Here is a 20,072-nt window from a genome sequence, read left to right on the forward strand (position 1 = left end):
TCCCGGCACTCCGCGGGCCATCGTACCGGCCGCACCTGCGGACCGCTCGGGTCGCGGCGTGGCGAGAAGCGCTTCATCCTGGCATCGGCGTCAAGAAGCCGGCGCTCTGGCGGCCCCTCACGGGGGGCGACGTCCGGAGGTCGGTCATGGGTGTGCGCAGGATGTGGGCAGCGGGGGCGGCGGGGATGGTCGCGCTGGTGGCGGGGTGCGCGCAGGGGACGGGCGGGGGCGACGCCACCGAGCCCGCCTTCACCCCCGAGGCAACGATGTCCGGGTCGCTCCAGGTCATGGGGTTCGGGGCAGGCGACGAGATCGCCACGACGCGGTTGGACCGCGCGAAGGCCGAGCTCGACGGCGTCGACGTCAGCCTCGTCGAGGGCGACCTCGACATCCAGGCGTTCCTGTCGGCGGTCGCCGCGGGCGACCCGCCGGACATCGTCTACGCCAACCGGGACCAGATCGGGACGTTCGCGTCCCGCGGGGCCGTCGTCCCGCTCGACGAGTGCTACGCGAGCGAGGACATCGACCAGGACGCGTTCGTGGACGCGGCGTTGGACCAGGTGACCTTCGGTGGCCACCTGTACGGCGTGCCGGAGTTCAACACGGTGCAGCTCGTCATGGCGGACGCCGGGCTCCTGAAGGACGCCGGCCTGACGCTCGACGACGTGAACGGCTCCGACTGGGCCGCGATCACGTCGGCGACCACCGCGCTGGCGCGCAGCGACGGCGGCAAGGTGTCGGTGATCGGGTACGACTCGAAGCTCCCGGAGTTCCTGCCGCTGTGGGCGCAGGCGAACGGCGCCGACCTCCTGTCCGACGACGGCCGGACCGCGCAGCTCGACTCGCCCGAGGTCCTCGAGGCGCTCGAGTTCGCCGTCGGCGTCTACGACGAGCAGGGCGGCTTCGCGGCGGTGAAGGCGACCCGCGACGCCGCGGACTTCTTCGGCGCCGGCAACCAGTTCGCGACGTCGACCCTCGGTGCGATGCCGATGGAGCAGTGGTACGTCAACGTGCTCAACGAGGTGTCTCCGGACGCCCCGATGGCGTTCGACGCGTTCCGCACGCCGGCGGGCGACCCGCTCGCGTACGCGACGGGGTCCGCGTGGGCGATCCCCGCGGGCAGCGGCAACCCCGCAGCGGCGTGCCGGTTCGCCGCCGTGATGACCCAGCAGGACAGCTGGCTCGCCTCCGCCCGGGCCCGCGCGGAGGCGCGGGAGGCCGACGGGCTCGCCTTCACCGGCATCCTCACCGGCAACGAGAAGGCGGACCAGCAGATCCGCGACGAGCTGGTGGACGTGACGGACGAGCCCTGGGCCTCGGGCGTCGAGGCGATGTACGAGGCCAACGACCACACGTTCACGCTGCCGGCCAACCCCGCGGACAGCGAGTTCAAGGCTGCCTGGCAGGACGCCGTGAACCGGGTGCTGAACGGTCAGCAGGACGCCGCGGCGGCGATGGCCCAGGCTCAGGAGGAGGCGCAGGCGGCGCTGGACAAGGCGTGGGCGAGGTGGGACGACTCGTCGGCGTCGGAGCAGTGACGTGACGACGAGCACCGCCGCCCCCGTCCGCACCCAGGACGTCGGACGGCGCACGCGCCGGCGGTCGTCCCTGGAGCGGCGCTACTCGCGGGCCGCCTGGTGGTTCATCAGCCCGTGGCTGGTCGGCTTCCTGGTCTTCACGGCGTGGCCGATGATCTACAGCGCCTACCTGTCGTTCACCGACTACGACGTCATCAACGACCCGCAGCTGGTCGGCTGGGCCAACTACCAGGAGCTGTTCAGCGACCCGAAGGTCGCGTTGGCGCTGCAGAACACGCTGGTCTACGCCGCGCTGGCCGTGCCGGCCCACATCCTCCTGGCCCTGGGGCTCGCGCTCCTGCTCGACCAGGCCTCGCGGCGCGCGTCGGGCTTCTTCCGCACGGCGTTCTTCCTGCCGAAGATGACGCCACCCGTCGCGATCGGGGTGCTGCTGATCCTGCTGTTCAACGGGCAGCGGGGGGCCGTCAACACCGTGCTGGGCTGGTTCGGCATCACCGGCCCGGCCTGGACCACCGACCCGGCGTGGGTCAAGCCGGGGCTCGTGCTGATGGGGCTGTGGACCGTGGGCTCGACGGTGATCATCCTGCTCGCCGCCCTGCGGGGCGTGCCGACCGACCTCTACGACGCCGCGCGCGTCGACGGAGCGGGGTTCTGGCGCCGCACGAGGGCGGTGACGCTGCCCATGATCAGCGGCCCGCTGTTCTTCGTCGTCGTCGTCAACACGATCGCGGCGCTCCAGATGTTCACCGAGGCGTACACCGCGTACTTCGGCTCGGGCAACACCACCTACTCCAACGACGCGGCCCTGTTCTACGTCATCTACCTCTTCCAGCAGGCCTTCGAGTTCCTGCACATGGGGTACGCCTCGGCGCTCGCCTGGCTGCTGTTCCTGGTGATCATGGCGATCACCGGGATCCAGGTGCTGGTCAGCCGACGCCTGGTCTACTACGAGGGCGAGGCACGATGACCACCGCACCCGCCGTGCCGACCCCGGTCATCGAGCAGCCCCCGACGGACGGCCCACGCACCCGGCAGCGGCGCGTGCCGCCCGCGCGCCGGGTCGGTCGCGTCCTCGTCGTCGTCGCGCTGCTCCTGGCGACCGCCGCCTTCGTGTACCCGTTCGTGTGGCTGCTCTCGGCGTCCTTCAAGCCGCGCGGCGACGTGTTCGACAACCGGCTGTGGCCGCGGACGTGGACGTTCCAGAACTACCTGGACGTCTGGCAGACCGCGCCCATGGCGACCTGGTTGGTGAACACCGTCATCGTGACCGTGCTGGCCGCGACCACGGTCACCGCGACGTCCGCGATGGTCGCCTGGGGCTTCGCGCACTTCCGGTTCCGGGGCCGCAACGTCCTGTTCGGGCTGGTCCTGGCGACGATGATGCTGCCGGGTGCTGTGACCATGGTGCCCACCTACCTGATCTGGAAGCAGCTCGGCTTCGTCGGGACGCTGGTGCCGCTGTGGGGGCAGAACCTGTTCGCGAGCGCGTTCTACGTCTTCCTGCTGCGGCAGTTCTTCCTCGCCCTGCCCCGGGAGCTGTTCGAGGCGGCGCGCCTCGACGGGGCGGGGCCGTGGCGCGTGTTCACGCGGATCGCGGTCCCGCTCTGCCGGCCGGCGCTGGTGCTCACGCTGCTCTTCGAGGTACAGGCGGCGTGGACCGACCTGATGCGGCCGCTGATCTACCTGCAGGACTCCTCGACGTTCACCGTGCCGCGGGGGCTCAAGGCGCTGCTCGACCAGTTCGGCTTCGGCGGTGAGTGGCACTGGGAGATCGTCGTGACCGCGAGCGTCATCACCACCCTGCCGATGATCCTGCTGTTCTTCTTCGGTCAGAAGCACTTCATCCAGGGCATCGCCACCACCGGCTCGAAGGGCTGAGACCGCCGTCGGCCCGGTGCCCGGCGGGCGCCGGGCCGGTGCGGGTCGCGTGCTCGTCGGTCAGCGGGACGCCGTCGGCGGGACGGGCTCGTGCGGGTCGACGAGGGGCGCGCGCCGGACCAGGGTGAGGTGCCCGCCGAGGTAGCCGCCGACGCCCGCGACGGTGCCGCCGGCCAGCGCCAGCGCGACGCCGACCGTGTGCCGACCCCGCCGTCGCGCGAGCCACGACCCGGCGTAGAACGCGGTCGCGGTCGCGTTGGCGGCGGCGTGCACCACGCCGACGCGCCGCACGCGCTCGTCGAGCGGCTCGCTCGCGCGCCAGTCGGCCAGTCCCGTCAGCACCGTGGGGGCGGCGGCGAGGACGCCGAGGCCGACCAGTCGCTGCGACGCGCGTCGGCCCGCCACGGGGGCCAGCAGGTCCAGCGCGCTGGCCGACACCCACATCCCGATCGGCACGTCGGTCAGCAGGGGGTGGGCGGCGTGGCCGAGGGGGACGCCGCGCAGCAGGGCCTGCAGGCGCGGCTGCGCGAGGACGCGGTCCGCCACCCCGCGCAGCGCCGCTGCCGGCGAGTCGAGCGCGGCGCGCGACTCGATCGCGTCGGTGGCGCGCAGGAGCGCGGACTCGAGCTGCTCCTCCGGTGCGGCGGGGGACGACGTGGTCACGGGACCTCCTGGAACGGGTGCGGGCGGGTCACGAGCGGCGGACCAGCCGCCAGGTCACCGCGTGACCGTGGTCCGCGGGCATCACGGCGCCGGCCGGCACCCTCGCCGTCGCCGACGGCCTGCTCACCACCTGCCAGACACCGGTCACCGTGCACGTCTGCCCGCTGCGGGCGATCACTCCAGAGCTGTCCATGACGTCCTCGTCCCGGACTCGTGGGGGCCGTGACGAGCCGTGACTTGACCCGCCGACCCGCTGCCGTGAGCCCGAGCGTCGCATCCCGTGGCGCCCACCGCACGTCGAGAGGCGTGCCGATCTCGCCGTTCACGCCGGGCCGGCGACCGTGCCAGGCGAGGGGCGCACGACCTTGTGGCTGCCGTCGCACCACGGCGCGATGGTCGAGGCGTCGCACCGGCACAGCGCGACGACCGCGCGCCGCACCGCCCGGCGCTCGCCGTCCGGTGAGACCACCTCGTCGGCGCCCCGCACCAGCAGCGGCCCGCCCGGGCACTCGCTCGCCCGAATGTCCTCGTCGCGCGCGGCCCGCGGCTCCCAGACCGGCGTCACCGCGCCTCCCGCAGGGACGACCGCCCGGCGCGCCAGGCCGCGAGCATCGCGTCCGCGACGAGCTCGTCCGTCGCCAGGCACGCGGCGGCGCCGAACAGCACGTCGTCCCGGAGCTCGGGCTCGTCGGCGACGAGCCCGCCCGCCATGTCCCGCGCAGCGATCTGCTCGTGCACGGCGTCGGCCTCGACGTGCTCGTCGAAGTACTCGGTGGTCGCGGCGTCGAAGCCGAGCCGTCGGAATCCGTCGCCGTAGCGGCGGTTCGGCAGCGACGAGGTCATCTCGAACGCCGCGAGGTGCCCCACCGCCGCCCCGCGCAGCCTCCGGTTCAGCCCGAGCATGCGCATGGTGCTGAGGTGCGCGAGCGTGACGGCGGGGACGCGGTCGACGTAGTAGCCGTACTCGTCGACCAGGCCGACGCCGCGCATCGTCCGCGCGAACAGCGCGCTGTGCATGCGCTCGGGATCGCCGCCGCCGTACTCGTCGGCCTGGATCTCGACGAGCGCCGCCTTCGCGCGGCCGGAGAGGCGGGGGATCGCCCAGGTGTGCGGATCGGCCTCGGCCAGCTGGTAGAGCGAGCGGTGCACGACGAGCTCACGCGCCTGCTCGGCGTCGGCCGACCGCGCGACGTAGCGCGACAGGCTCGGCCCGGGCGTGGGCGCCGTCATCGCGAAGAGCGTCTCGGCGACGTCGTCGCCCGCCCGCGGCACGGTCACCGTCGCGCGCAGCGTCGCCTCCAGCGCCCGCTCGAGGACCACGCGCGTGGCGACGAGCGCGGTCTCCCACTCGCGTCCGGGGTCCACGTCGTCGAACCCGCGGTGGTGCAGCTCGTGCAGCAGCCACAGGCTCAGCTGCAGGTCCTCGTCGTCGAGGGCGGCTCCGCCCGCGACGGCCTCCCGGGCGGGCCCGGTCAGCCCGTCCTCGTCGGACGCTGGTCCGGCCAGCCGTTCGACGACGAGCGCGCTCAGCGGACCCCGTGCGGGCGGCAGCTTCATGGTTCGGTCACTCCTCGTGGCGCGCGCCGGCACGGTCGGTCGCGGCGTCCTGCACGACCGAGGCTGGCTGCCGGGAGCGTAGGCACGCCGGCCCGCCACCGCATCCGCAGGCGGGGCGCCCGCCCCTGCGGTGCCGGCCCGAGGCCGCCGGCGGCGGAGATGAACACTGGGCGAACAGGTCGGCCCCGGGTTGTCGTCGACGGTGCCGCGGGAGCACCGTCGAGGGGTGGACACCACCGCGCTGCTCGCCCTCGTCGTCGTCACCGCGCTCGCGTTCGACTTCACGAACGGCTTCCACGACACGGCCAACGCCATGGCCACGTCGATCGCGACCGGTGCGCTGCGCCCCAAGGCCGCGGTCGCGCTCTCCGCGGTCCTCAACGTGCTGGGCGCGTTCCTGTCGCTCGCGGTCGCCGCGACGATCGCCTCGGGGATCGTCGAGCAGGACGTGGTGACGCTGTCGGTCGTGTTCGCCGGGCTGACCGGAGGGATCCTCTGGAACCTCGTGACGTGGTACTTCGGACTGCCGTCGAGCTCCTCGCACGCGCTGATCGGCGGGCTCGTGGGCTCGGTCCTCGTGGCCGCCGGCACGAGCGGCGTCATCTGGTCGGGCCTCGTGTCCAAGGTCGCCGTCCCGGCGGTGGTTGCACCGGTCGCCGCCGGGCTCGTCGCGACCTGCGGGACGTGGCTCGTGTACCGGATCACCCGGGGTGTGGCGCGCGGCGACCAGCAGCGCGAGTTCCGCTGGGGGCAGATCGGGTCCGCGTCGCTCGTCTCGCTCGCGCACGGGACCAACGACGCGCAGAAGACGATGGGCATCATCTTCCTCGCGCTCATCGCGGGCGGGCAGCTCGACGCCGACGACGCCGTCCCGCTCTGGGTGGTGATCGGGTGCGCGGGGGCGATCGGGCTCGGCACCTACCTGGGCGGCTGGCGGGTCATCCGCACGCTCGGCAAGGGGCTCACCGAGCTCGAGCCGCCGCAGGGCATGGCCGCCGAGACCTCGTCCGCCGCCGTCATCCTGGTGTCCTCGCACTTCGGGTTCCCGCTGTCGACCACCCACGTGGCGAGCGGCTCGATCATGGGCTCCGGCGTCGGCCGGCGGACCCCGGTGCGCTGGTCGGTCGCCCGGCGCATGGTGGTCGCGTGGCTCGTCACCCTGCCCGCCGCCGCTGCCGTCGGCGCCGCGGCGGAGGGGATCCAGCACGCGCTCGGGGGCTGGGCGGGCACGCTCGTCGTGCTGGCCCTGCTCGTCGCGGCGAGCCTCGCCCTGTTCCTGCGCTCGCGGCGCACCGCCGTGGGCCACCACAACGTGAACGACGACTGGGCCCCCGACGCGTCGCCCGCCCAGCCCACCGCCGCCGCGAGCGCGGCCTGACCGGCAGGAGCCCAGCATGGAGATCGTCGACGGGGGAGCGCTCGGGCGCGTCGTCCTCCTCAGCCTCCTGATCGGCGCGGGCCTGCCCGCGGTGTTCGCGGTCGGGGTTCGCTTCCTCGCACCGGTGGACGGGCGCGCCGCCGTGGCTCGCCGGGTCGCGGGCTGGGCGTGCTTCGCGGTGTGCCTGGCCGCGGTCGCGCTCGGCGTCGCGACGATCGCGGTGGGGGACTGATGGCCGACGAGGGCGTGGTCCGGCGCGTCGTCGACTGGCTGCGCGCGGGCTACCCGAGCGGGGTGCCGGAGCGCGACTACGTCGCCCTGCTCGCGCTGCTGCGCCGCCGGCTGACGCCCGACGAGGTCGCGGACGTCGTCGAGCGCGTCGTCGTCGCCCACCCCGCGGGCGCGCCCACCCGCGCGAGCGTCGAGGCGGAGATGGCGGCCGTGCTGCAGCACGAGCCGCTCGACGAGGACGTCGCCCGCGTGAGCGCGGTGCTCGCGAGCGTCGGCTGGCCGCTGGCGCCGGTCGAGCCGTGACGTGCGCCGTGGGCGGGTAGCGGGGCCCGGGCGTGCGAAAGGCCCTCTGATCAGCGTTGCCGCTGATCAGAGGGCCTTTCCGTGGTAGCGGGGGCAGGATTTGAACCTGCGACCTCTGGGTTATGAGCCCAGCGAGCTACCGAGCTGCTCCACCCCGCGTCGGTGATGCCACCTTACGTCAGCGGCGGGCGGTGTCCAAATCCGTGCGACGTGACGCCCGTCGCACCCGGCCGCGCAGCGCGCCCTGGGCCACGACGACGCCCAGCACGACGAGGACGCCGCCCACCGGCTCGTACCACTCCAGGTGCTCGTCCAGCACGGCCAGGCCGAGCGCGACGCCGACCACGGGGGTCAGGTAGGTGACGGTCGAGGCGCGCTGGGCGCCCCACGCCCCGACGACCTTGGTGTTCCACACGTAGGCGATGCCGGTGCCCAGTGTGCCGAGCAGCACGATCGAGACGACGACGGAGGTCGACAGGGTCACGGGCGTGCGGGCGATGACGGGGGAGAGCAGGAGCATGACCACCGCGGCGGCGCCCACCTGCCCCGCCGCCACCGTCTCCGCCGGCAGGCGCAGCGGGGTCACGAACCGGCGCAGGTACGTCATGCCGATGCCGTAGCAGGCCGTGGCGCCCAGGCAGGCGAGCACGGCCGGGAAGGGGGCGGCAGCGGCGAGGTCGCCGAGGTAGGTCCACGGCCCGACGATGACGACGACGCCGAGGGCGCCGAGCACCAGCCCCAGGCCCTGGCGCCGGGTCAGCCGCTCCGCCGGCAGGAGCGCCGCCGACGCCGCGGCGGTCATGAGCGGCGTGGTGGCGTTGAGGATGGACGAGAGCCCGGACGCGAGGTGCTCGCCCGCCCACGCGAAGGCGAGGAACGGCAGCACGCACAGGAGCACCCCGAGCACGACGAGGTGGCCCCACGCCGAGCGCGTGCGCGGCCACGACCGGCGCGCGGCGAGCGCGACGACGAGCAGGGCCAGCGCACCGAGGACGATCCGGCCGAGCGCGACCTGCGGCGCCGAGAGCCCCTCGAGCGCGACCTTGATCAGCAGGAAGCTCGAGCCCCAGATCAGCGCGAGCGCCAGGTACATCGCCGCGACACGTCCGGAGGCGGGCGCGTCGACCGGTGCGGGCGAGGTGGTCACGGGAGAACCATCCTCGCGACCACCGACACGGGGCAAACCCCGTGTCGGCGGGCGCGGCCCGGGTCAGGAGCCGGCCGTCTCCTCGGGCGGCTCACCCCACCACTCGTCCCACCAGCGCAGCACGCGCAGCGCGCGCAGCGTCAGCCACCGCGACGGCCGGCCGACCCCGTCGTCGACGTGGAACCAGACCCGGCCGGGCGGCGTGCGGTCCAGGAGCCACGTGCCGTCCGACGAGCGCCGCGACCGCACGTGCGCGACGGCGTCCGCGAGCCGCAGGTCGGGCACCCCCTCGTCGAGCTCGGCCGCGGCGCGGAAGTGGTCGAGCGCGCGCAGCACGTCGTAGTGCCACCGCGACGGGTGCTGGAACGTGAGGAACTCGGGGTCGGCCGGCTCGCCCGTGCTCAGCCGGCGGAACAGGTCGCGCTCGAGCAGGAACTCCTCGCCCGTGCGCCGTGCCTCGCGGGAGGCCGGGGTGCCGCCCGTGGCGCGCTCGTGCTCGAGCAGGCCCTCGAGCACGTTGACGGTGGTGGCGAACGACGAGCGTCGCGACCCCTCGGCGCGCTCGCAGTTCCACCCGCCGTCGGGCAGCCTCTCGTCCACCAGCCGCGCGACGAGCGGCGACACGTCCACGCCGAAGTACGCCCCGTCCGCGACCGTGCGCCCGTTGATGCACTCCTCGGTCTCCCCGGTCCAGTAGGGCTGGTCGCCCTCCTCCCAGTGCGAGCTGCGCCCGACGAGGTCGACGGTGCGCACCGCGGACGCCGACGACGGCTCGAGTCCCAGCTCCCGGAGCTGGGACAGGGCGTACGTCGTCGCGGTCCAGGGCTGGCCCACGTCGACCCACTCCCGCGGGTCGAAGTCGCGGGGGAGGAAGGCACCACCGGCCCACTGGCCGTCCGGGTCCTGCGCCGCCAGGAGCCGGGCGCCCCAGCCCTCGGTCTCCACGCGCGCCCGCTCGTCGGACCACTGCGCCTCGGGCAGGCCCTGCAGGTCCCGCATCACCTGCCAGCGGAGGGCGGGGTCGGACGCGAGCAGCCACGCCAGGACGTCGTCAGCCATGGCGCGGACGCTAGCAACGGGGTCCGACGCGGTCCCGCACCGACGCGGGCCTCAGCCCGTGCGCTCCGCGAGCTGGTAGCCGCCCGCGTCGTACACCAGCTGGTACGTCGCGCCCGGGTGGCGGTCCTGCGCGTACTGCGCGGCGTCCGTCGGGGCGGGGTTCCAGCCGCCGCCGTACTGGTCGATCAGCAGGTAGTCGGGGGCGGGGTTGCCCTCGTTGCCGACGTAGTACACGTCCGTGCGGTCCACCAGGTAGCTCATGAGCCCGATGTCCGTCTCGACGCTCGCGCCGTCCGGGACCAGGTCCAGCACCTCCTGGGACTGCGTCGCGCGGGTCGAGGGCGCCCACAGGTCCGACGGCCGGCCCAGCCGCGCGACGTCGAGCTGCGGCACCAGCATCACGGCGACCGCCACCGCCACGGCGGGCGCGGCCATCGAGTACCGCCGCAGCCAGTCCCGGCGGGAGCCGCGGGCCAGCACCACCCCGTCGAGCAGCGCGGCGAACGCGATCGGCATGAGGACCGCGGAGTAGTGCCACGTGTGCCCGTAGTAGGCGTCGTTGTCCGCCCAGAACCGCCACACGATCGTCGGCAGCGCGATCAGCAGGACGGGGGACCGCAGACCGATCAGCCCCGTGATGCCCACCAGGAGCAGGAGCGTGACGACCTTGCGGCCGTCGTCGACCAGCAGCGTCGCCGCGGTCCAGGGGTGCGTCGCGATGCCCACCACGTCGATCCGGCTGCCGTAGTCCCACTGGTCGCGCGTGCTCAGCAGGGGGATCAGCACGGTGGTGCTCAGCACCACCCAGGCCGCGCCCCAGCCCGCGAGCCACAGGCCCAGCGCGGGCCGCTCGGCGGTGCGCCGCGAGCGCCACCACAGCACCAGCCCGAACGCCGCGACCGTCAGGCCGAGGTCCTCCTTGACGAGCACCAGCGGTGCGATCCACAGGGCGGACGCCAGCCACCTCTCGCGCAGCAGCGCGACGAGCCCGAGCGCCAGGAGCGGCACCGCGAAGGCGATCTCGTGGAACTGCGAGGACACCGCGCCGACGATCCCGAAGCTCACCGCGTACGCCGCGCCGAGCACGGTGCCCTGCACCGCTCCGATCACGCGGACGGCGTGCCGCGCGACCACGTAGACCGAGAACGCGAACAGCAGGTCCTGCAGCACCAGCAGGGTGAGCGCGTGCGGGAAGAGCGCGTACACGGGCGCGAGCACGACGAGCAGCGGGTGGAAGTGGTCACCGAGCAGGTTGAAGCCGTCGCCCTTGATCGTCACGATCGGCGCCTCGAGCGACGCGTACCGCCGGGCGAGCTGCGTGAAGATGCCCAGGTCCCACGACGGCGACTCGAACCGGCGCCACTGCAGCAGCGTGTACGTGACGTACGTGGCCGCCGCGAGCAGCGCGACGACGAGCGGGCCCGCCCAGCCCGTGACACCGCGCGCGACCGGCGGGGCGAGCGTGATGGTCGGCACCGGCGCGACGGTCTCGACGGGTTCGACGGTCTCGACGGGTTCGACGGGTTCGACGGTCTCGACGGGCGCTGCTGCCGGTCGGACCGGCTCGACGGCGCCGTCCTCCGGCGTGCGCTCGTCGGGCGCGTCCGGCCCCCGCGGCGGCTGGGTCACCCGGACCGTCCCGGGCGTCTCGTCGTCGACCACCCCGGCATCATGTCAGGCGCACCGGTGCGCCGGGCCGCGGACCACGGACCGGAGCACGCGCCGGGGGCGGCGTCGCTCAGCGCGTGCGCAGCCGAGGCGAGGGCACGTCGACGACCGCGATCGTGTCGGCCTTGACGAGCTCGGCGACCACCACGCGCCAGGCCAGCTCGGCGCTGCGGAGCGACCGGGCCACGTCCTCGGGCGCCACGTGGCCGGCGACGCCCTCGCCCGCGGCGACGTCGAGCGCGTCGTACGCGCGGTAGATCGCGGTGCGGGCGGCGCGGTACTGCGGGCTCTCGCGCACGGTCGCGGGCGTGGACACCTCGAGCGCCCCCGCGGCCTCGTCGAACATCGCACGGACGAGTGCCACGGCGTGCGGCCGCTCGGCCAGCGTGAGGCGGTCCGCGGAGTCGGAGACCGCCGTCACCACGCCGGACATCGTGAGCCGTTGGATGGCGGTGTGCAGCGCGGCCGGGTCGATCTGCAGCGCGAGCAGCAGCGCGATCGACCGGCCCAGCGTCGCCTCGTCCTGCTCGCGGCGCCGCGCCCGCCGCCGCTCCTGCTCGCGCCGGTCCTCCTGCGCGCGGAGCGCGGCCGCGTGCGCCTCGCGCTCCCGGCGCTCCGCCTCGGCCCGCAGTGCGCTCGCGTGCCGGGTCAGGACCTCCGCGGCCGTGCGCACGTGCTGCTCCGCCTCGTCCTGGGCGCGCTGCGCGAGCTGGCGGCCGAACTCGTTGAGCGGTGCGCAGTGGCCCGCGTCGGTGTAGCCGAACAGCGCCACGTGGCGCTCGTCGGCCCAGACCAGCGCCATCTTGGTGTAGCCGGCGCGGGCGTAGCAGACCGCGGTGCGGTGACCGGCGGCGGTGAGCAGGCGCTGCAGCGTGTCGCGTCCGACGGGGGAGCGGTGGTGCTCGACGAACGCCGCGAGGTCGGAGCCGACGAGGTCGAGCTGCCCGTGCCGCCCGTCGCCCGCGACGCGGACGTCCAGGCGCGCGAGCACGGTCCGGGCGTGGCGCTCGGCGAACCGCTCCGCCTCGCGCCAGCGCGGGTCCTTGTGCGCGGCGCTCACGTCCCCAGCTCCTCCCGGCTCGCAGCGATGCCGCACCGGTGCGGTGGTCACGAACCTACGGAGGCCGGTGGGTGCCGCGCGCGTGCCAGTCGGGTGAGCGACAGGTGACGGGGGCGGGCGCCGTTCACCCGTCCGGCGGACGGGTTCCGACGAACCGGTCGGCCGACGAGCCTGCTCGCCGGGGGTCGAGGTCAGTCCGACGAGGCGTCCGACGAGGCAGCCGGCGCGGTCCCGACCGTCGCCGGCACGGGCTGCTCCTGCGGTGCGGGCGCGGCCCGTCGGCGCCGACGCCGGCGCACGGCCAGCCACACCAGGCCGACCAGGGCGGCGACCGCGAGCCACGGCAGCACCGCGCCGAGCACCACCATGAGGACACCGATCGTGGCGACCAGCGCCTCCCAGCCGTTCTCGAGCCCGGTGAGGAAGGTCCCGTCCTCCTCCTCGGCCTGGACGGGCAGCGCGCCCGGCCCCGCGATCGAGATCTCGAGCGTCGACAGCGCGACCTTGTCGGCGAGCCGCGCGCGCTCGGACTGCAGCTGCTCGAGGCTCGCCTGCCGCTCGGACAGCGCGCTCTCGGCCGCCAGCAGGTCACGCGTGCTCGTGGCGTCCGTCATGAGCTGCTCCATGCGGTCCACCGAGAGCTCGAGCGCGTGGATCCGGGCATCCAGGTCCTGCGCGGTGCCCGTGACGTCCTGCGCCTGGAGGTCGATGCCGTCGACCTCGCCCAGCTCCCGCAGCGCGTCGACCGTCGAGCTCACCTGGTCGGCCGGCACCCGCACGGTGAGGGACGACTGCGCGGTCTCGTCCGTCGAGGCGGCCGACTCCGAGCGGGAGTCGACCCGCCCGCCCTTGCCCTCGACGAGGTCGACGACCTGGTCGGTCACGACCTGGGGGTCCTCGACCGTCATGCGGATCGAGCCCGTCTGGATCACCTGGCGCTCGGCCTCGTCGACCCCGCCGCCTTCGGAGACCGCCGCCGCGTCGCTGTCGCCGCCCGCGTCCCCGCCGTCCTGCGGCCCGGCGACGCTGCCTCCGGACCCGCCGTCCGCCGACTCCGCCGCGTCGCCACCGTCGGAGCATCCCGCCAGCACGAGCAGCAGCGCCAGCACCGGTGCGGCCCAGGCCGCCTGCCTCGTCCTCGTCCCCCTGGTCATGCCCCGAACGTAGGGCGGCGCCGCGGGGGGCGGGACGGGTCCGTCGCAATCGTGACCATCCCGTCACCGGATCGAATCCGGATGGGCGCCGAGTCGCGTCGCAGGGCTGGATGTCCCCGACTTCGCCGTTCGAGGTGCGCGATCGGCCATCCGGGTCCACCATGGGCGTACCGCGGCGCCAGCGCCGCGGTAGCCGTAGGTACGGGCGAGAGCCCGACCGCCCGTGAGGGTCAGCGAGCACGCCACGCTTCGTGCCGGCGAGACGTGCTCGGACCGACGCCCCGCCTCGTCCGACGAGGCGGGGCGTCAGACGGTCTCCCCGCTGCGGACGCTGACGCCGCACCTGCTGACCCGCAAATGCTGACTTGAACGGTTGACTTTTCAGCGCGACGGACGCTAGCGTCCTCGTGCGGGCCGGGAACCGGCCCCTTGACGGGAGGTACGCACGATGGACGCTGGACGGGTGCACCCCGCCGCCTCCCGTGCGTGGTCGATGCGCGCGCCGTCCGCGGCCCCGCGACCGGTCCTCCCGTGTCCGGCCGACTGCTGTCGTCGCTGACCCCGACGATCCTCCGCGCCTCGCCGGCCGGCCCGAGGCACGCCTGAGCGTGCGGCCGTCCGAGCGTCCCGAGCCCGCGTGGCTCGATCACCCCGCACCCCAGCACCCCGCGACCGCGCCCGTGCAGCGTCCCGCTCCGGTCCGCCGGTCCCCGCCAGCGCCCTCGGCGCACCGGAGGAAGCCATGTCCCAGGTCCTCGACCTCCCCGTCGTCCCCACCCCGATCCTCGGCCCGGCCCCCGCTACGTCGGGCGGCCAGGACGTCCTCGTCCCCGAGCCCCGCGGTCCGCTGGCCGCCGACGACGTGGTCGTCGTGTTCGAGGACAACGCGCCCGTCGCGGGCGGCTCCTTCCACCTGAGCGCCGCGCGTCCCACCCTGCCGCTCGAGGCGGACGGCCACCGCACGGCCGACCTCACCGGCATCTGGACGGTCGCGGGCCGCGGACGGCGCGAGCGTGCGCGCCGGGCCATCGCGGCGCTCGAGGGCAACGCCGCGCTCGCGGGCTACGCCCGGCTGCGGGTGCTGGTCGACGCGCACCGGACCGACGTCGTCGCCCTCCTGCGCGCGAGCTGGTTCACGCCGACGGACGGTCGTCCCGCTGCGACTGCCGGTGGGACGACCGGCGCGACGCCGGGCCAGGTCGAGCTGGAGAAGTGGCTGCTGCCGGCGTGAGCCGCGCGTAGGCCACCGCGGTCCACAGGTGCTGGGCGGCGTGGGCGCGCCACGGCGACCAGGTGGCCGCGCGCGCGGCCGCCTGGCGGGCGTCCTCGATGCCCATCGCCTTGCGCAGCACCAGGTCGCCCGCGGGGAAGGCGTCCCGGTCGCCGGCCGCGCGCAGCGCCAGGTAGTCGGCCGTCCAGGGTCCGATGCCCGGGAGGGCGAGCAGCCGCGCCCGCGTCCCCGCACGGTCGTGCGTGGTCCGCAGGTCCAGCCCGTCCGCGCAGGCGCGGGCCAGCGCGACGAGCGTGCGCGCGCGGGCGCCCGTCACGCGCAGCGCCTCGCGCAGCTCCTCGGCGTCGACGGCCGCGACCGCGGGCGGGTCGGGGAACAGCACCAGGTCCTCGTCGTGCACGGTGCCCAGCGCGGCGGCGAGCCGGCCCGTGAACGTGCGCGCCGCGGCCAGCGACACCTGCTGGCCGAGCACCGTCTGCGCCGCGGCCTCGAACGGGTCCACGTGTCCGGGGACCCGCAGGCTCGGGCGCGCGCGCAGCAGCGGTCGCAGCAGCGGGTCGGGGTCGAGCGCCGCGGCGACGACGTCGAGGTCGTCACCGGTGCCGAACCACCGGGCGGCGACCTCCTCGAGCCACGACGCCGGGACCGGTGCGGGGCCGGTCGCCGTGATCCCCACCTCGTCGGGCGCGAGGTCCACGACGAGCCGGACCGTCGCGGAGCCCGTGCGCGCCAGCCGCTCGACCCGCGCGTGGGCGGCGTCCGGCGAGGTCACGCGCTCGACGCCCGGGACGGCGTGCGCGACCAGGTAGGCGATCGCCGCGGCCGAGTCGAAGGGCCGGTGGAGCACCGCTCGTGCACGTCCCACGGCCGGGTCCGCGCCGCGGTGCTGGGGGGCGGGCTCGTCGTACGGCACCGCGTCACCGTACGCCGTCGGGCTCCGTCACCCGTCGAGACGTCGACCCGGCGGCGCGCCTAGGGTGGCCGGGTGCTGCGATCCCTCTTCACCGCACCGGCTCGCGCCGCCTCTCCGTCGGTCACCGGTGCGTCCCCCACCCCCTCGCCCGGCCCGGCGGCGGCGGTCGAGGAGACCGCCCGCGAGGTCGCCGACGTCCTGGTGCCGGCGCTCGCCGTCGTCGGCGGGATCGTCGTCGCGTTCGTCGTCGCGACCTTGGTCTCGGCGATCGTCCGACGAGCCGCGCGCCGCTCCACGGTCGCCTCCGACCTCACCCGGCGCTCCCGCACGGCCCTGCGCGCGGTGCTCGTCGTCATCGGCGTGTGGGTCGCGCTGCTGCTGTCGACCGAGGACGCGGAGTGGCGCCGCGCCGTGGTGCACCTGCTGCAGATCCTGCTCATCGTCGCGGTCGCGTGGCTCGTCGGGACGCTCGCGTTCGTGCTCGAGGACGCCGCGGTCGCGCGGTACCGGGTCGACGTCGCCGACAACCGCCACGCCCGCCGCGTGCGCACCCAGGTCCAGGTGCTGCGACGCCTGACCGTCGCGGTGATCGTGGTGTGCGCGATCGCGGGCGTCGCGCTCACCTTCCCCGGGGCGCGGGCGTTCGGCGCGAGCATCCTCGCCTCGGCCGGGCTCATCTCGATCGTCGCGGGCCTCGCCGCGCAGAGCTCGCTCGCCAACGTCTTCGCGGGCATCCAGCTCGCGTTCACCGACGCGATCCGGGTGGACGACGTGGTCGTCGTCGACGCGCAGTGGGGCCGGATCGAGGAGATCACGCTCACCTACGTCGTCGTCCACGCGTGGGACGACCGCCGCCTGATCCTGCCCTCGACCTTCTTCACGACGACGCCGTTCGAGAACTGGACGCGGCGCGCGGCGGACCTGCTCGGCACCGTGGAGCTGGACCTCGACTGGCAGGTGCCGGTCGAGCCGATGCGGGCCGAGCTGGTGCGCCTCCTCGAGTCCACCGACCTGTGGGACCGGCGGGTCGGGATCCTGCAGGTGACCGACGCGGTCGGCGGGGTGGTCCGCGTCCGCGCCCTCGCCTCCGCGGCCGACGCGCCGTCGCTGTTCGACCTGCGCTGCCACGTGCGCGAGGGGCTCGTCGGGTGGCTGCAGCGCGAGGCGCCCGAGGGGCTGCCGCGCAACCGCTGGGAGACCGTCGCCGCTGCCCCGCCCGGGGCACCGGCCGCGCCGCCCGAGCCGCGGCCGACGACCGGTGCCCTGCCGGCACCCGGACGCTGGGCGGGGCCCGACGACACGGTGCAGGTCGCGCCGACCTCGGACTCGCGACTGTTCACCGGGAGCATCGACGCGATCGAGCGCTCGCAGGCGTTCCGCGGTCCCGGCCAGGACGTCATCGACGAGCGTGAGCAGCACGCCGACGACGAGCGCAGGTGAGCACGATGAGCGACCTCCCTGCCGGCACCGATCCCTACCGCCACGTGTACGGCGCCGCCGACGCGCCGGTGACGGTCGTCGAGTTCGGTGACCTCGAGTGCCCGCACTGCCGGGCGGCCGCGCCGGTGCTGCGGGAGCTGGTCGACACCTCGGCCGGGCGCGTGCGCCTGGTGTGGCGCCACTTCCCGCTGTTCGAGGTGCACCCGCACGCGCTCACCGCCGCGCTCGCGGCCGAGGCCTTCGCGGCCCACGGCCGGTTCTGGGACCTGCACGACGCCGCGTTCGCCCACCAGGACCGGCTGGGCGACCCGGACCTGCGCCGCTACGCCGCCGAGGCGGGCATCGACCCCGACGATGTGGTGGGCGACCGGGCCCAGCGCTGGGCAACGGCGGTCGAGGCCGACTACCTCGCCGGCCTGGCCGCCCACGTCGCCGGCACGCCGACCCTGCTGGTCGACGACGAGCCGTACACCGGCCCGGTCACCCTGACGGCGCTCCGCCTCCGCACCGCCCGCTAGCCCGCGTCCGGCCGGGCGGCCTGGTCGGACGCCCGGGGTGGGAGGGTGGGGGGATGAAGACGGTGATGGTGACCGGTGCCGGGCGTGGCATCGGCCGGGGGATCGCGATCGGGCTGGCGCGGGCCGGGTACGGCGTCGGGCTCGTCGGGCGGACGCGGCGGCACCTCGAGGACGTGGCCGACGAGATCGCGCAGCAGGTGTCGGATGCCCGGCTCGTCGTGGCGGACGGGGACCTGGTGCACGCCGACGACGTCCGGGATGCGGTGCGCACCGTGGAGCAGGCGCTCGGCGGGATCGGGCTGCTGGTGAACAACGCCGGCGTCATCGAGCACGGCGAGACGGACTTCGCGACGGACGACGTCGAGGACGCCTGGCGCGTGGTCGAGACGAACGTACGGGGGCCGATGCTCGTGGCGCACGCGGTCCTGCCGGCGATGCTCGCGCGCGGCGAGGGCCGGCTGCTGCAGATCAACTCGGGCTCCGGGTACACCCGGATGTCGGCCTACACCGGCTACGGCGTCAGCAAGGGCGCGCTCGCGCGCCTGACGACGCTGCTCGACGCGCAGTACCGCGACCGCGGCATCCGCACGCTGGACCTCGCGCCCGGTGTGGTCGCCACGGACATGACCGCGGCGATGCCGGTGCACGCCGACCGCGCCGAGTGGACGGCGATCGAGGACGTGGTGGCGCTGGTCCGCGCGTTCGGGGACGGCGAGCTCGACGCGCTCTCGGGCCGGTTCGTCCGGGCCGGCTCGGACTCAGCCGCGTCGCTCGTGGGCGCCGCGCACCGGATCGCCGCCGCGGACGCGCGGCGGCTGCGGGTCCCGACCTACGGGGACGACGACCCGCTCACCTGATCGCCGGCACCGGCGCTGGCGTCGGCACCGGCATCGGCACCGGTGGCAGTGGCAGTGGCAGTGGGCGTGGCACTGGAGGCGGCCGCGGTGCCGGGCGCGCGCCAGGGCAGGGGCGGGAGGGCCGACGGCGGCGCCTGCGGGGGAGAGCACAGGGGGAGCCGCTCGCCGAGCCAGCGCAGGAGCAGCGAGCCGATCGCCGCGGCCAGCAGCGAGCCGGCGAGCACGCCGATCTTCGCCTGGCCCAGGTGCTCCTCGTCGTCGAACGCGAGCTCGGCGATGAACAGCGAGATGGTGAACCCGATCCCGGCGAGCACCGCGCCGCCCAGGAGGTGGCCGTAGCGCACCCGGCCGGGCAGGTCGCCGAGGCCCAGGCGGATGGCCAGGGTCGCGGCGCCGGTGATGCCGATCGCGTTGCCGACGACGAGCGCGACGAGCACCGCCCAGGTCAGCCGCGAGCCGAACGCGGAGGCCAGCGCGTCGCCGTCGAGCCGCACCCCCGCATTGGCCAGGCCGAACACGGGGACCACCACGAACGCGCTCCAGGGGTGGAGCATGCGCTGCAGCCGGTCGCTCGCGGGGACGGCGGCCCTCGCCGCGAGCTCGGCGAGGTGCTCGCGCTCGGCGGTGGTCTCCTCGACCAGGTCCCGCGCATACCCCCGCACCGCCTCGACGTCCTCCCGCCGGGACACGGTGGCGGGCACGATCAGCCCCACGGCGACGCCGGCCAGCGTGGCGTGCACCCCGGACGCGTGCACCGCGAGCCACAGCGCCACCCCGGTCACCGCGTAGGGCAGCAGCCGCCACACGCGCAGCCACCGCAGCACCAGGAGCACGACGACGAGCGCGCCCGCGACGGCGAGCGCCACCAGGTCCACCTGGTCGGTGTAGAAGACGGCCATCACGGTGATCGCACCGATGTCGTCGACGATCGCCAGCGTGAGCAGGAAGAGCCGGAGCCGGTCCGGGCAGGCCGGGCCGAACAGCGCCAGGATCCCGACCAGGAACGCGGTGTCCGTCGACATCACGACGCCCCAGCCGTGCCCGACGTCCGTGCCCGCCGTGATCGCGAGGTACAGGAGCACGGGCACCAGGAGCCCGCCGAGCGCACCGAGCGCGGGGACCGCGACGGTGCGCCGGTCCCGCAGCTCGCCGCGCGTCGCCTCCCGGCTGATCTCGAGCCCGACGACGGCGAAGAAGACCGCCATGGCGGCGTCGTTGACCCACGCGTGCAGGCTGAGGTCGAGCGACCAGGAGCCCAGGTGCACGCCGGCGGCGGTGTGCCACAGCTCGTCGTACGCGTCCGCCCACGGCGAGTTCGCCCAGACGAGCGCGACCACGGTGGCGACCAGCAGCACCATGGCGGAGCCGGCCTCGGTCCGCAGGAAGTCGCGGACCGGAGGGCTGAGCGTCGGCACGCGGACCCGCAGGGCCGGTCCGACGCTCGTCGTCCCCGTCACGCCGCCGCCGCCCGCGCCGC

General features: G+C 75.0%; 20 protein-coding genes, 1 tRNA gene and 1 pseudogene. 10 read left to right on the forward strand and 12 right to left on the reverse strand.

Annotated features, from left to right (window positions below):
* The first annotated feature begins 146 nt into the window (after positions 1-146).
* The 3 genes from KIN34_RS09430 to KIN34_RS09440 are packed head-to-tail and all read left to right on the forward strand — an operon-like array spanning position 147 to position 3,416.
* Entirely contained in the window at positions 147-1,538 is a 1,392-nt protein-coding gene (locus KIN34_RS09430) for an ABC transporter substrate-binding protein (RefSeq protein WP_214349645.1), read from the forward strand.
* A gap of 1 nt (position 1,539) precedes the next feature.
* Positions 1,540-2,505 (forward strand): carbohydrate ABC transporter permease, encoded by a 966-nt coding sequence (locus KIN34_RS09435; RefSeq protein ID WP_214349647.1) that lies wholly within the window; start codon positions 1,540-1,542, stop codon positions 2,503-2,505.
* Positions 2,502-3,416, forward strand: coding sequence for a carbohydrate ABC transporter permease (locus KIN34_RS09440; protein WP_214349649.1), 915 nt, complete (start codon positions 2,502-2,504; stop codon positions 3,414-3,416). Before KIN34_RS09435 ends, KIN34_RS09440 begins: the two co-directional genes overlap by 4 nt.
* Before the next feature lie 60 nt (positions 3,417-3,476).
* Here KIN34_RS09440 and KIN34_RS09445 read toward each other — a convergent pair whose 3' ends face one another.
* From KIN34_RS09445 to KIN34_RS09460, 4 genes are all read right to left on the reverse strand, one after another.
* Positions 3,477-4,079 (reverse strand): DUF2231 domain-containing protein, encoded by a 603-nt coding sequence (locus KIN34_RS09445; protein WP_307858168.1) that lies wholly within the window; start codon positions 4,077-4,079, stop codon positions 3,477-3,479.
* A 28-nt stretch (positions 4,080-4,107) separates the two neighbouring features.
* The gene (locus tag KIN34_RS09450; RefSeq protein ID WP_214349651.1) at positions 4,108-4,272 is read right to left on the reverse strand and encodes a hypothetical protein; all 165 of its coding nucleotides are present in this window, start codon (positions 4,270-4,272) and stop codon (positions 4,108-4,110) included.
* A gap of 129 nt (positions 4,273-4,401) precedes the next feature.
* Positions 4,402-4,644, reverse strand: coding sequence for a CDGSH iron-sulfur domain-containing protein (locus KIN34_RS09455; RefSeq protein WP_214349653.1), 243 nt, complete (start codon positions 4,642-4,644; stop codon positions 4,402-4,404).
* Entirely contained in the window at positions 4,641-5,636 is a 996-nt protein-coding gene (locus KIN34_RS09460; protein WP_214349654.1) for an iron-containing redox enzyme family protein, read from the reverse strand. The genes KIN34_RS09455 and KIN34_RS09460 overlap by 4 nt, the downstream gene beginning before the upstream one ends.
* A gap of 226 nt (positions 5,637-5,862) precedes the next feature.
* Here KIN34_RS09460 and KIN34_RS09465 point away from each other — a divergent pair, with 226 nt between their 5' ends.
* Genes KIN34_RS09465 through KIN34_RS09475 form a run of 3 tightly spaced genes read left to right on the forward strand, consistent with a single transcriptional unit; the run spans position 5,863 to position 7,548 of the window.
* Complete coding sequence (locus KIN34_RS09465) at positions 5,863-7,014, forward strand: inorganic phosphate transporter (protein WP_214349656.1); 1,152 nt, start codon at positions 5,863-5,865, stop codon at positions 7,012-7,014.
* A gap of 16 nt (positions 7,015-7,030) precedes the next feature.
* Positions 7,031-7,246, forward strand: coding sequence for a hypothetical protein (locus KIN34_RS09470; protein ID WP_214349659.1), 216 nt, complete (start codon positions 7,031-7,033; stop codon positions 7,244-7,246).
* Complete coding sequence (locus KIN34_RS09475; RefSeq protein WP_214349662.1) at positions 7,246-7,548, forward strand: DUF3349 domain-containing protein; 303 nt, start codon at positions 7,246-7,248, stop codon at positions 7,546-7,548. Before KIN34_RS09470 ends, KIN34_RS09475 begins: the two co-directional genes overlap by 1 nt.
* Positions 7,549-7,630: 82 nt before the next feature.
* Here KIN34_RS09475 and KIN34_RS09480 read toward each other — a convergent pair.
* The 6 genes and pseudogenes from KIN34_RS09480 to KIN34_RS09505 form a co-directional block, all read right to left on the reverse strand.
* A tRNA-Met gene (locus tag KIN34_RS09480) sits at positions 7,631-7,707 on the reverse strand.
* A 19-nt stretch (positions 7,708-7,726) separates the two neighbouring features.
* Positions 7,727-8,695, reverse strand: coding sequence for a DMT family transporter (locus KIN34_RS09485; RefSeq protein ID WP_307858169.1), 969 nt, complete (start codon positions 8,693-8,695; stop codon positions 7,727-7,729).
* 63 nt (positions 8,696-8,758) lie between these two features.
* On the reverse strand, positions 8,759-9,754 hold the full coding sequence (locus KIN34_RS09490; protein WP_214349665.1) for a hypothetical protein: 996 nt from the start codon (positions 9,752-9,754) through the stop codon (positions 8,759-8,761).
* A gap of 132 nt (positions 9,755-9,886) precedes the next feature.
* Positions 9,887-11,416: pseudogene (locus tag KIN34_RS09495) on the reverse strand (DUF2079 domain-containing protein); the annotation flags it as partial.
* 76 nt (positions 11,417-11,492) lie between these two features.
* Positions 11,493-12,482 carry a hypothetical protein gene (locus KIN34_RS09500; RefSeq protein ID WP_214349668.1) on the reverse strand — a complete coding sequence of 330 codons (990 nt, stop codon included), beginning with the start codon at positions 12,480-12,482 and terminating at the stop codon, positions 11,493-11,495.
* A gap of 191 nt (positions 12,483-12,673) precedes the next feature.
* Entirely contained in the window at positions 12,674-13,636 is a 963-nt protein-coding gene (locus KIN34_RS09505) for a DUF4349 domain-containing protein (RefSeq protein ID WP_214349670.1), read from the reverse strand.
* Between the two features lie 742 nt (positions 13,637-14,378).
* Between KIN34_RS09505 and KIN34_RS09510 the strand changes: the two genes are divergently transcribed.
* Complete coding sequence (locus KIN34_RS09510) at positions 14,379-14,867, forward strand: hypothetical protein (RefSeq protein WP_214349672.1); 489 nt, start codon at positions 14,379-14,381, stop codon at positions 14,865-14,867.
* Here KIN34_RS09510 and KIN34_RS17365 read toward each other — a convergent pair.
* Positions 14,770-15,780 carry a DNA-3-methyladenine glycosylase family protein gene (locus tag KIN34_RS17365; protein ID WP_307858171.1) on the reverse strand — a complete coding sequence of 337 codons (1,011 nt, stop codon included), beginning with the start codon at positions 15,778-15,780 and terminating at the stop codon, positions 14,770-14,772. The genes KIN34_RS09510 and KIN34_RS17365 overlap by 98 nt on opposite strands.
* Before the next feature lie 72 nt (positions 15,781-15,852).
* Between KIN34_RS17365 and KIN34_RS09520 the strand changes: the two genes are divergently transcribed.
* From KIN34_RS09520 to KIN34_RS09530, 3 genes are read left to right on the forward strand one after another with little or no spacing between them, the layout of a single operon-like run.
* Positions 15,853-17,220, forward strand: coding sequence for a mechanosensitive ion channel family protein (locus KIN34_RS09520; RefSeq protein WP_307858172.1), 1,368 nt, complete (start codon positions 15,853-15,855; stop codon positions 17,218-17,220).
* 5 nt (positions 17,221-17,225) lie between these two features.
* Positions 17,226-17,738, forward strand: a complete 513-nt coding sequence (locus KIN34_RS09525) for a DsbA family protein (RefSeq protein WP_214349674.1) — start codon at positions 17,226-17,228, stop codon at positions 17,736-17,738.
* A gap of 53 nt (positions 17,739-17,791) precedes the next feature.
* Entirely contained in the window at positions 17,792-18,595 is an 804-nt protein-coding gene (locus KIN34_RS09530; RefSeq protein ID WP_214349676.1) for an SDR family NAD(P)-dependent oxidoreductase, read from the forward strand.
* Here the strand turns inward: KIN34_RS09530 and nhaA are convergent.
* Positions 18,568-20,052, reverse strand: coding sequence for a Na+/H+ antiporter NhaA (nhaA, locus tag KIN34_RS09535; RefSeq protein WP_307858173.1), 1,485 nt, complete (start codon positions 20,050-20,052; stop codon positions 18,568-18,570). The two genes, KIN34_RS09530 and nhaA, sit on opposite strands and share 28 nt — an antisense overlap.
* Positions 20,053-20,072 lie beyond the last annotated feature (20 nt).

It is taken from the genome of Cellulomonas fulva (genome assembly GCF_018531375.1).
Classification (GTDB): domain Bacteria; phylum Actinomycetota; class Actinomycetes; order Actinomycetales; family Cellulomonadaceae; genus Cellulomonas; species Cellulomonas fulva.

Excerpts from the sequence above, each read along its gene's own strand:
- KIN34_RS09430 (WP_214349645.1), top strand. The coding sequence starts at position 147 with ATGGGTGTGCGCAGGATGTGGGCAGCGGGGGCGGCGGGGATGGTCGCG.
- KIN34_RS09440 (WP_214349649.1), top strand. The coding sequence starts at position 2,502 with ATGACCACCGCACCCGCCGTGCCGACCCCGGTCATCGAGCAGCCCCCG.
- KIN34_RS09450 (WP_214349651.1), bottom strand. The coding sequence starts at position 4,272 with ATGGACAGCTCTGGAGTGATCGCCCGCAGCGGGCAGACGTGCACGGTG.
- KIN34_RS09460 (WP_214349654.1), bottom strand. The coding sequence starts at position 5,636 with ATGAAGCTGCCGCCCGCACGGGGTCCGCTGAGCGCGCTCGTCGTCGAA.
- KIN34_RS09470 (WP_214349659.1), top strand. The coding sequence starts at position 7,031 with ATGGAGATCGTCGACGGGGGAGCGCTCGGGCGCGTCGTCCTCCTCAGC.
- KIN34_RS09475 (WP_214349662.1), top strand. The coding sequence starts at position 7,246 with ATGGCCGACGAGGGCGTGGTCCGGCGCGTCGTCGACTGGCTGCGCGCG.
- KIN34_RS09490 (WP_214349665.1), bottom strand. The coding sequence starts at position 9,754 with ATGGCTGACGACGTCCTGGCGTGGCTGCTCGCGTCCGACCCCGCCCTC.
- KIN34_RS09505 (WP_214349670.1), bottom strand. The coding sequence starts at position 13,636 with ATGACCAGGGGGACGAGGACGAGGCAGGCGGCCTGGGCCGCACCGGTG.
- KIN34_RS09510 (WP_214349672.1), top strand. The coding sequence starts at position 14,379 with ATGTCCCAGGTCCTCGACCTCCCCGTCGTCCCCACCCCGATCCTCGGC.
- KIN34_RS09525 (WP_214349674.1), top strand. The coding sequence starts at position 17,226 with ATGAGCGACCTCCCTGCCGGCACCGATCCCTACCGCCACGTGTACGGC.
- KIN34_RS09530 (WP_214349676.1), top strand. The coding sequence starts at position 17,792 with ATGAAGACGGTGATGGTGACCGGTGCCGGGCGTGGCATCGGCCGGGGG.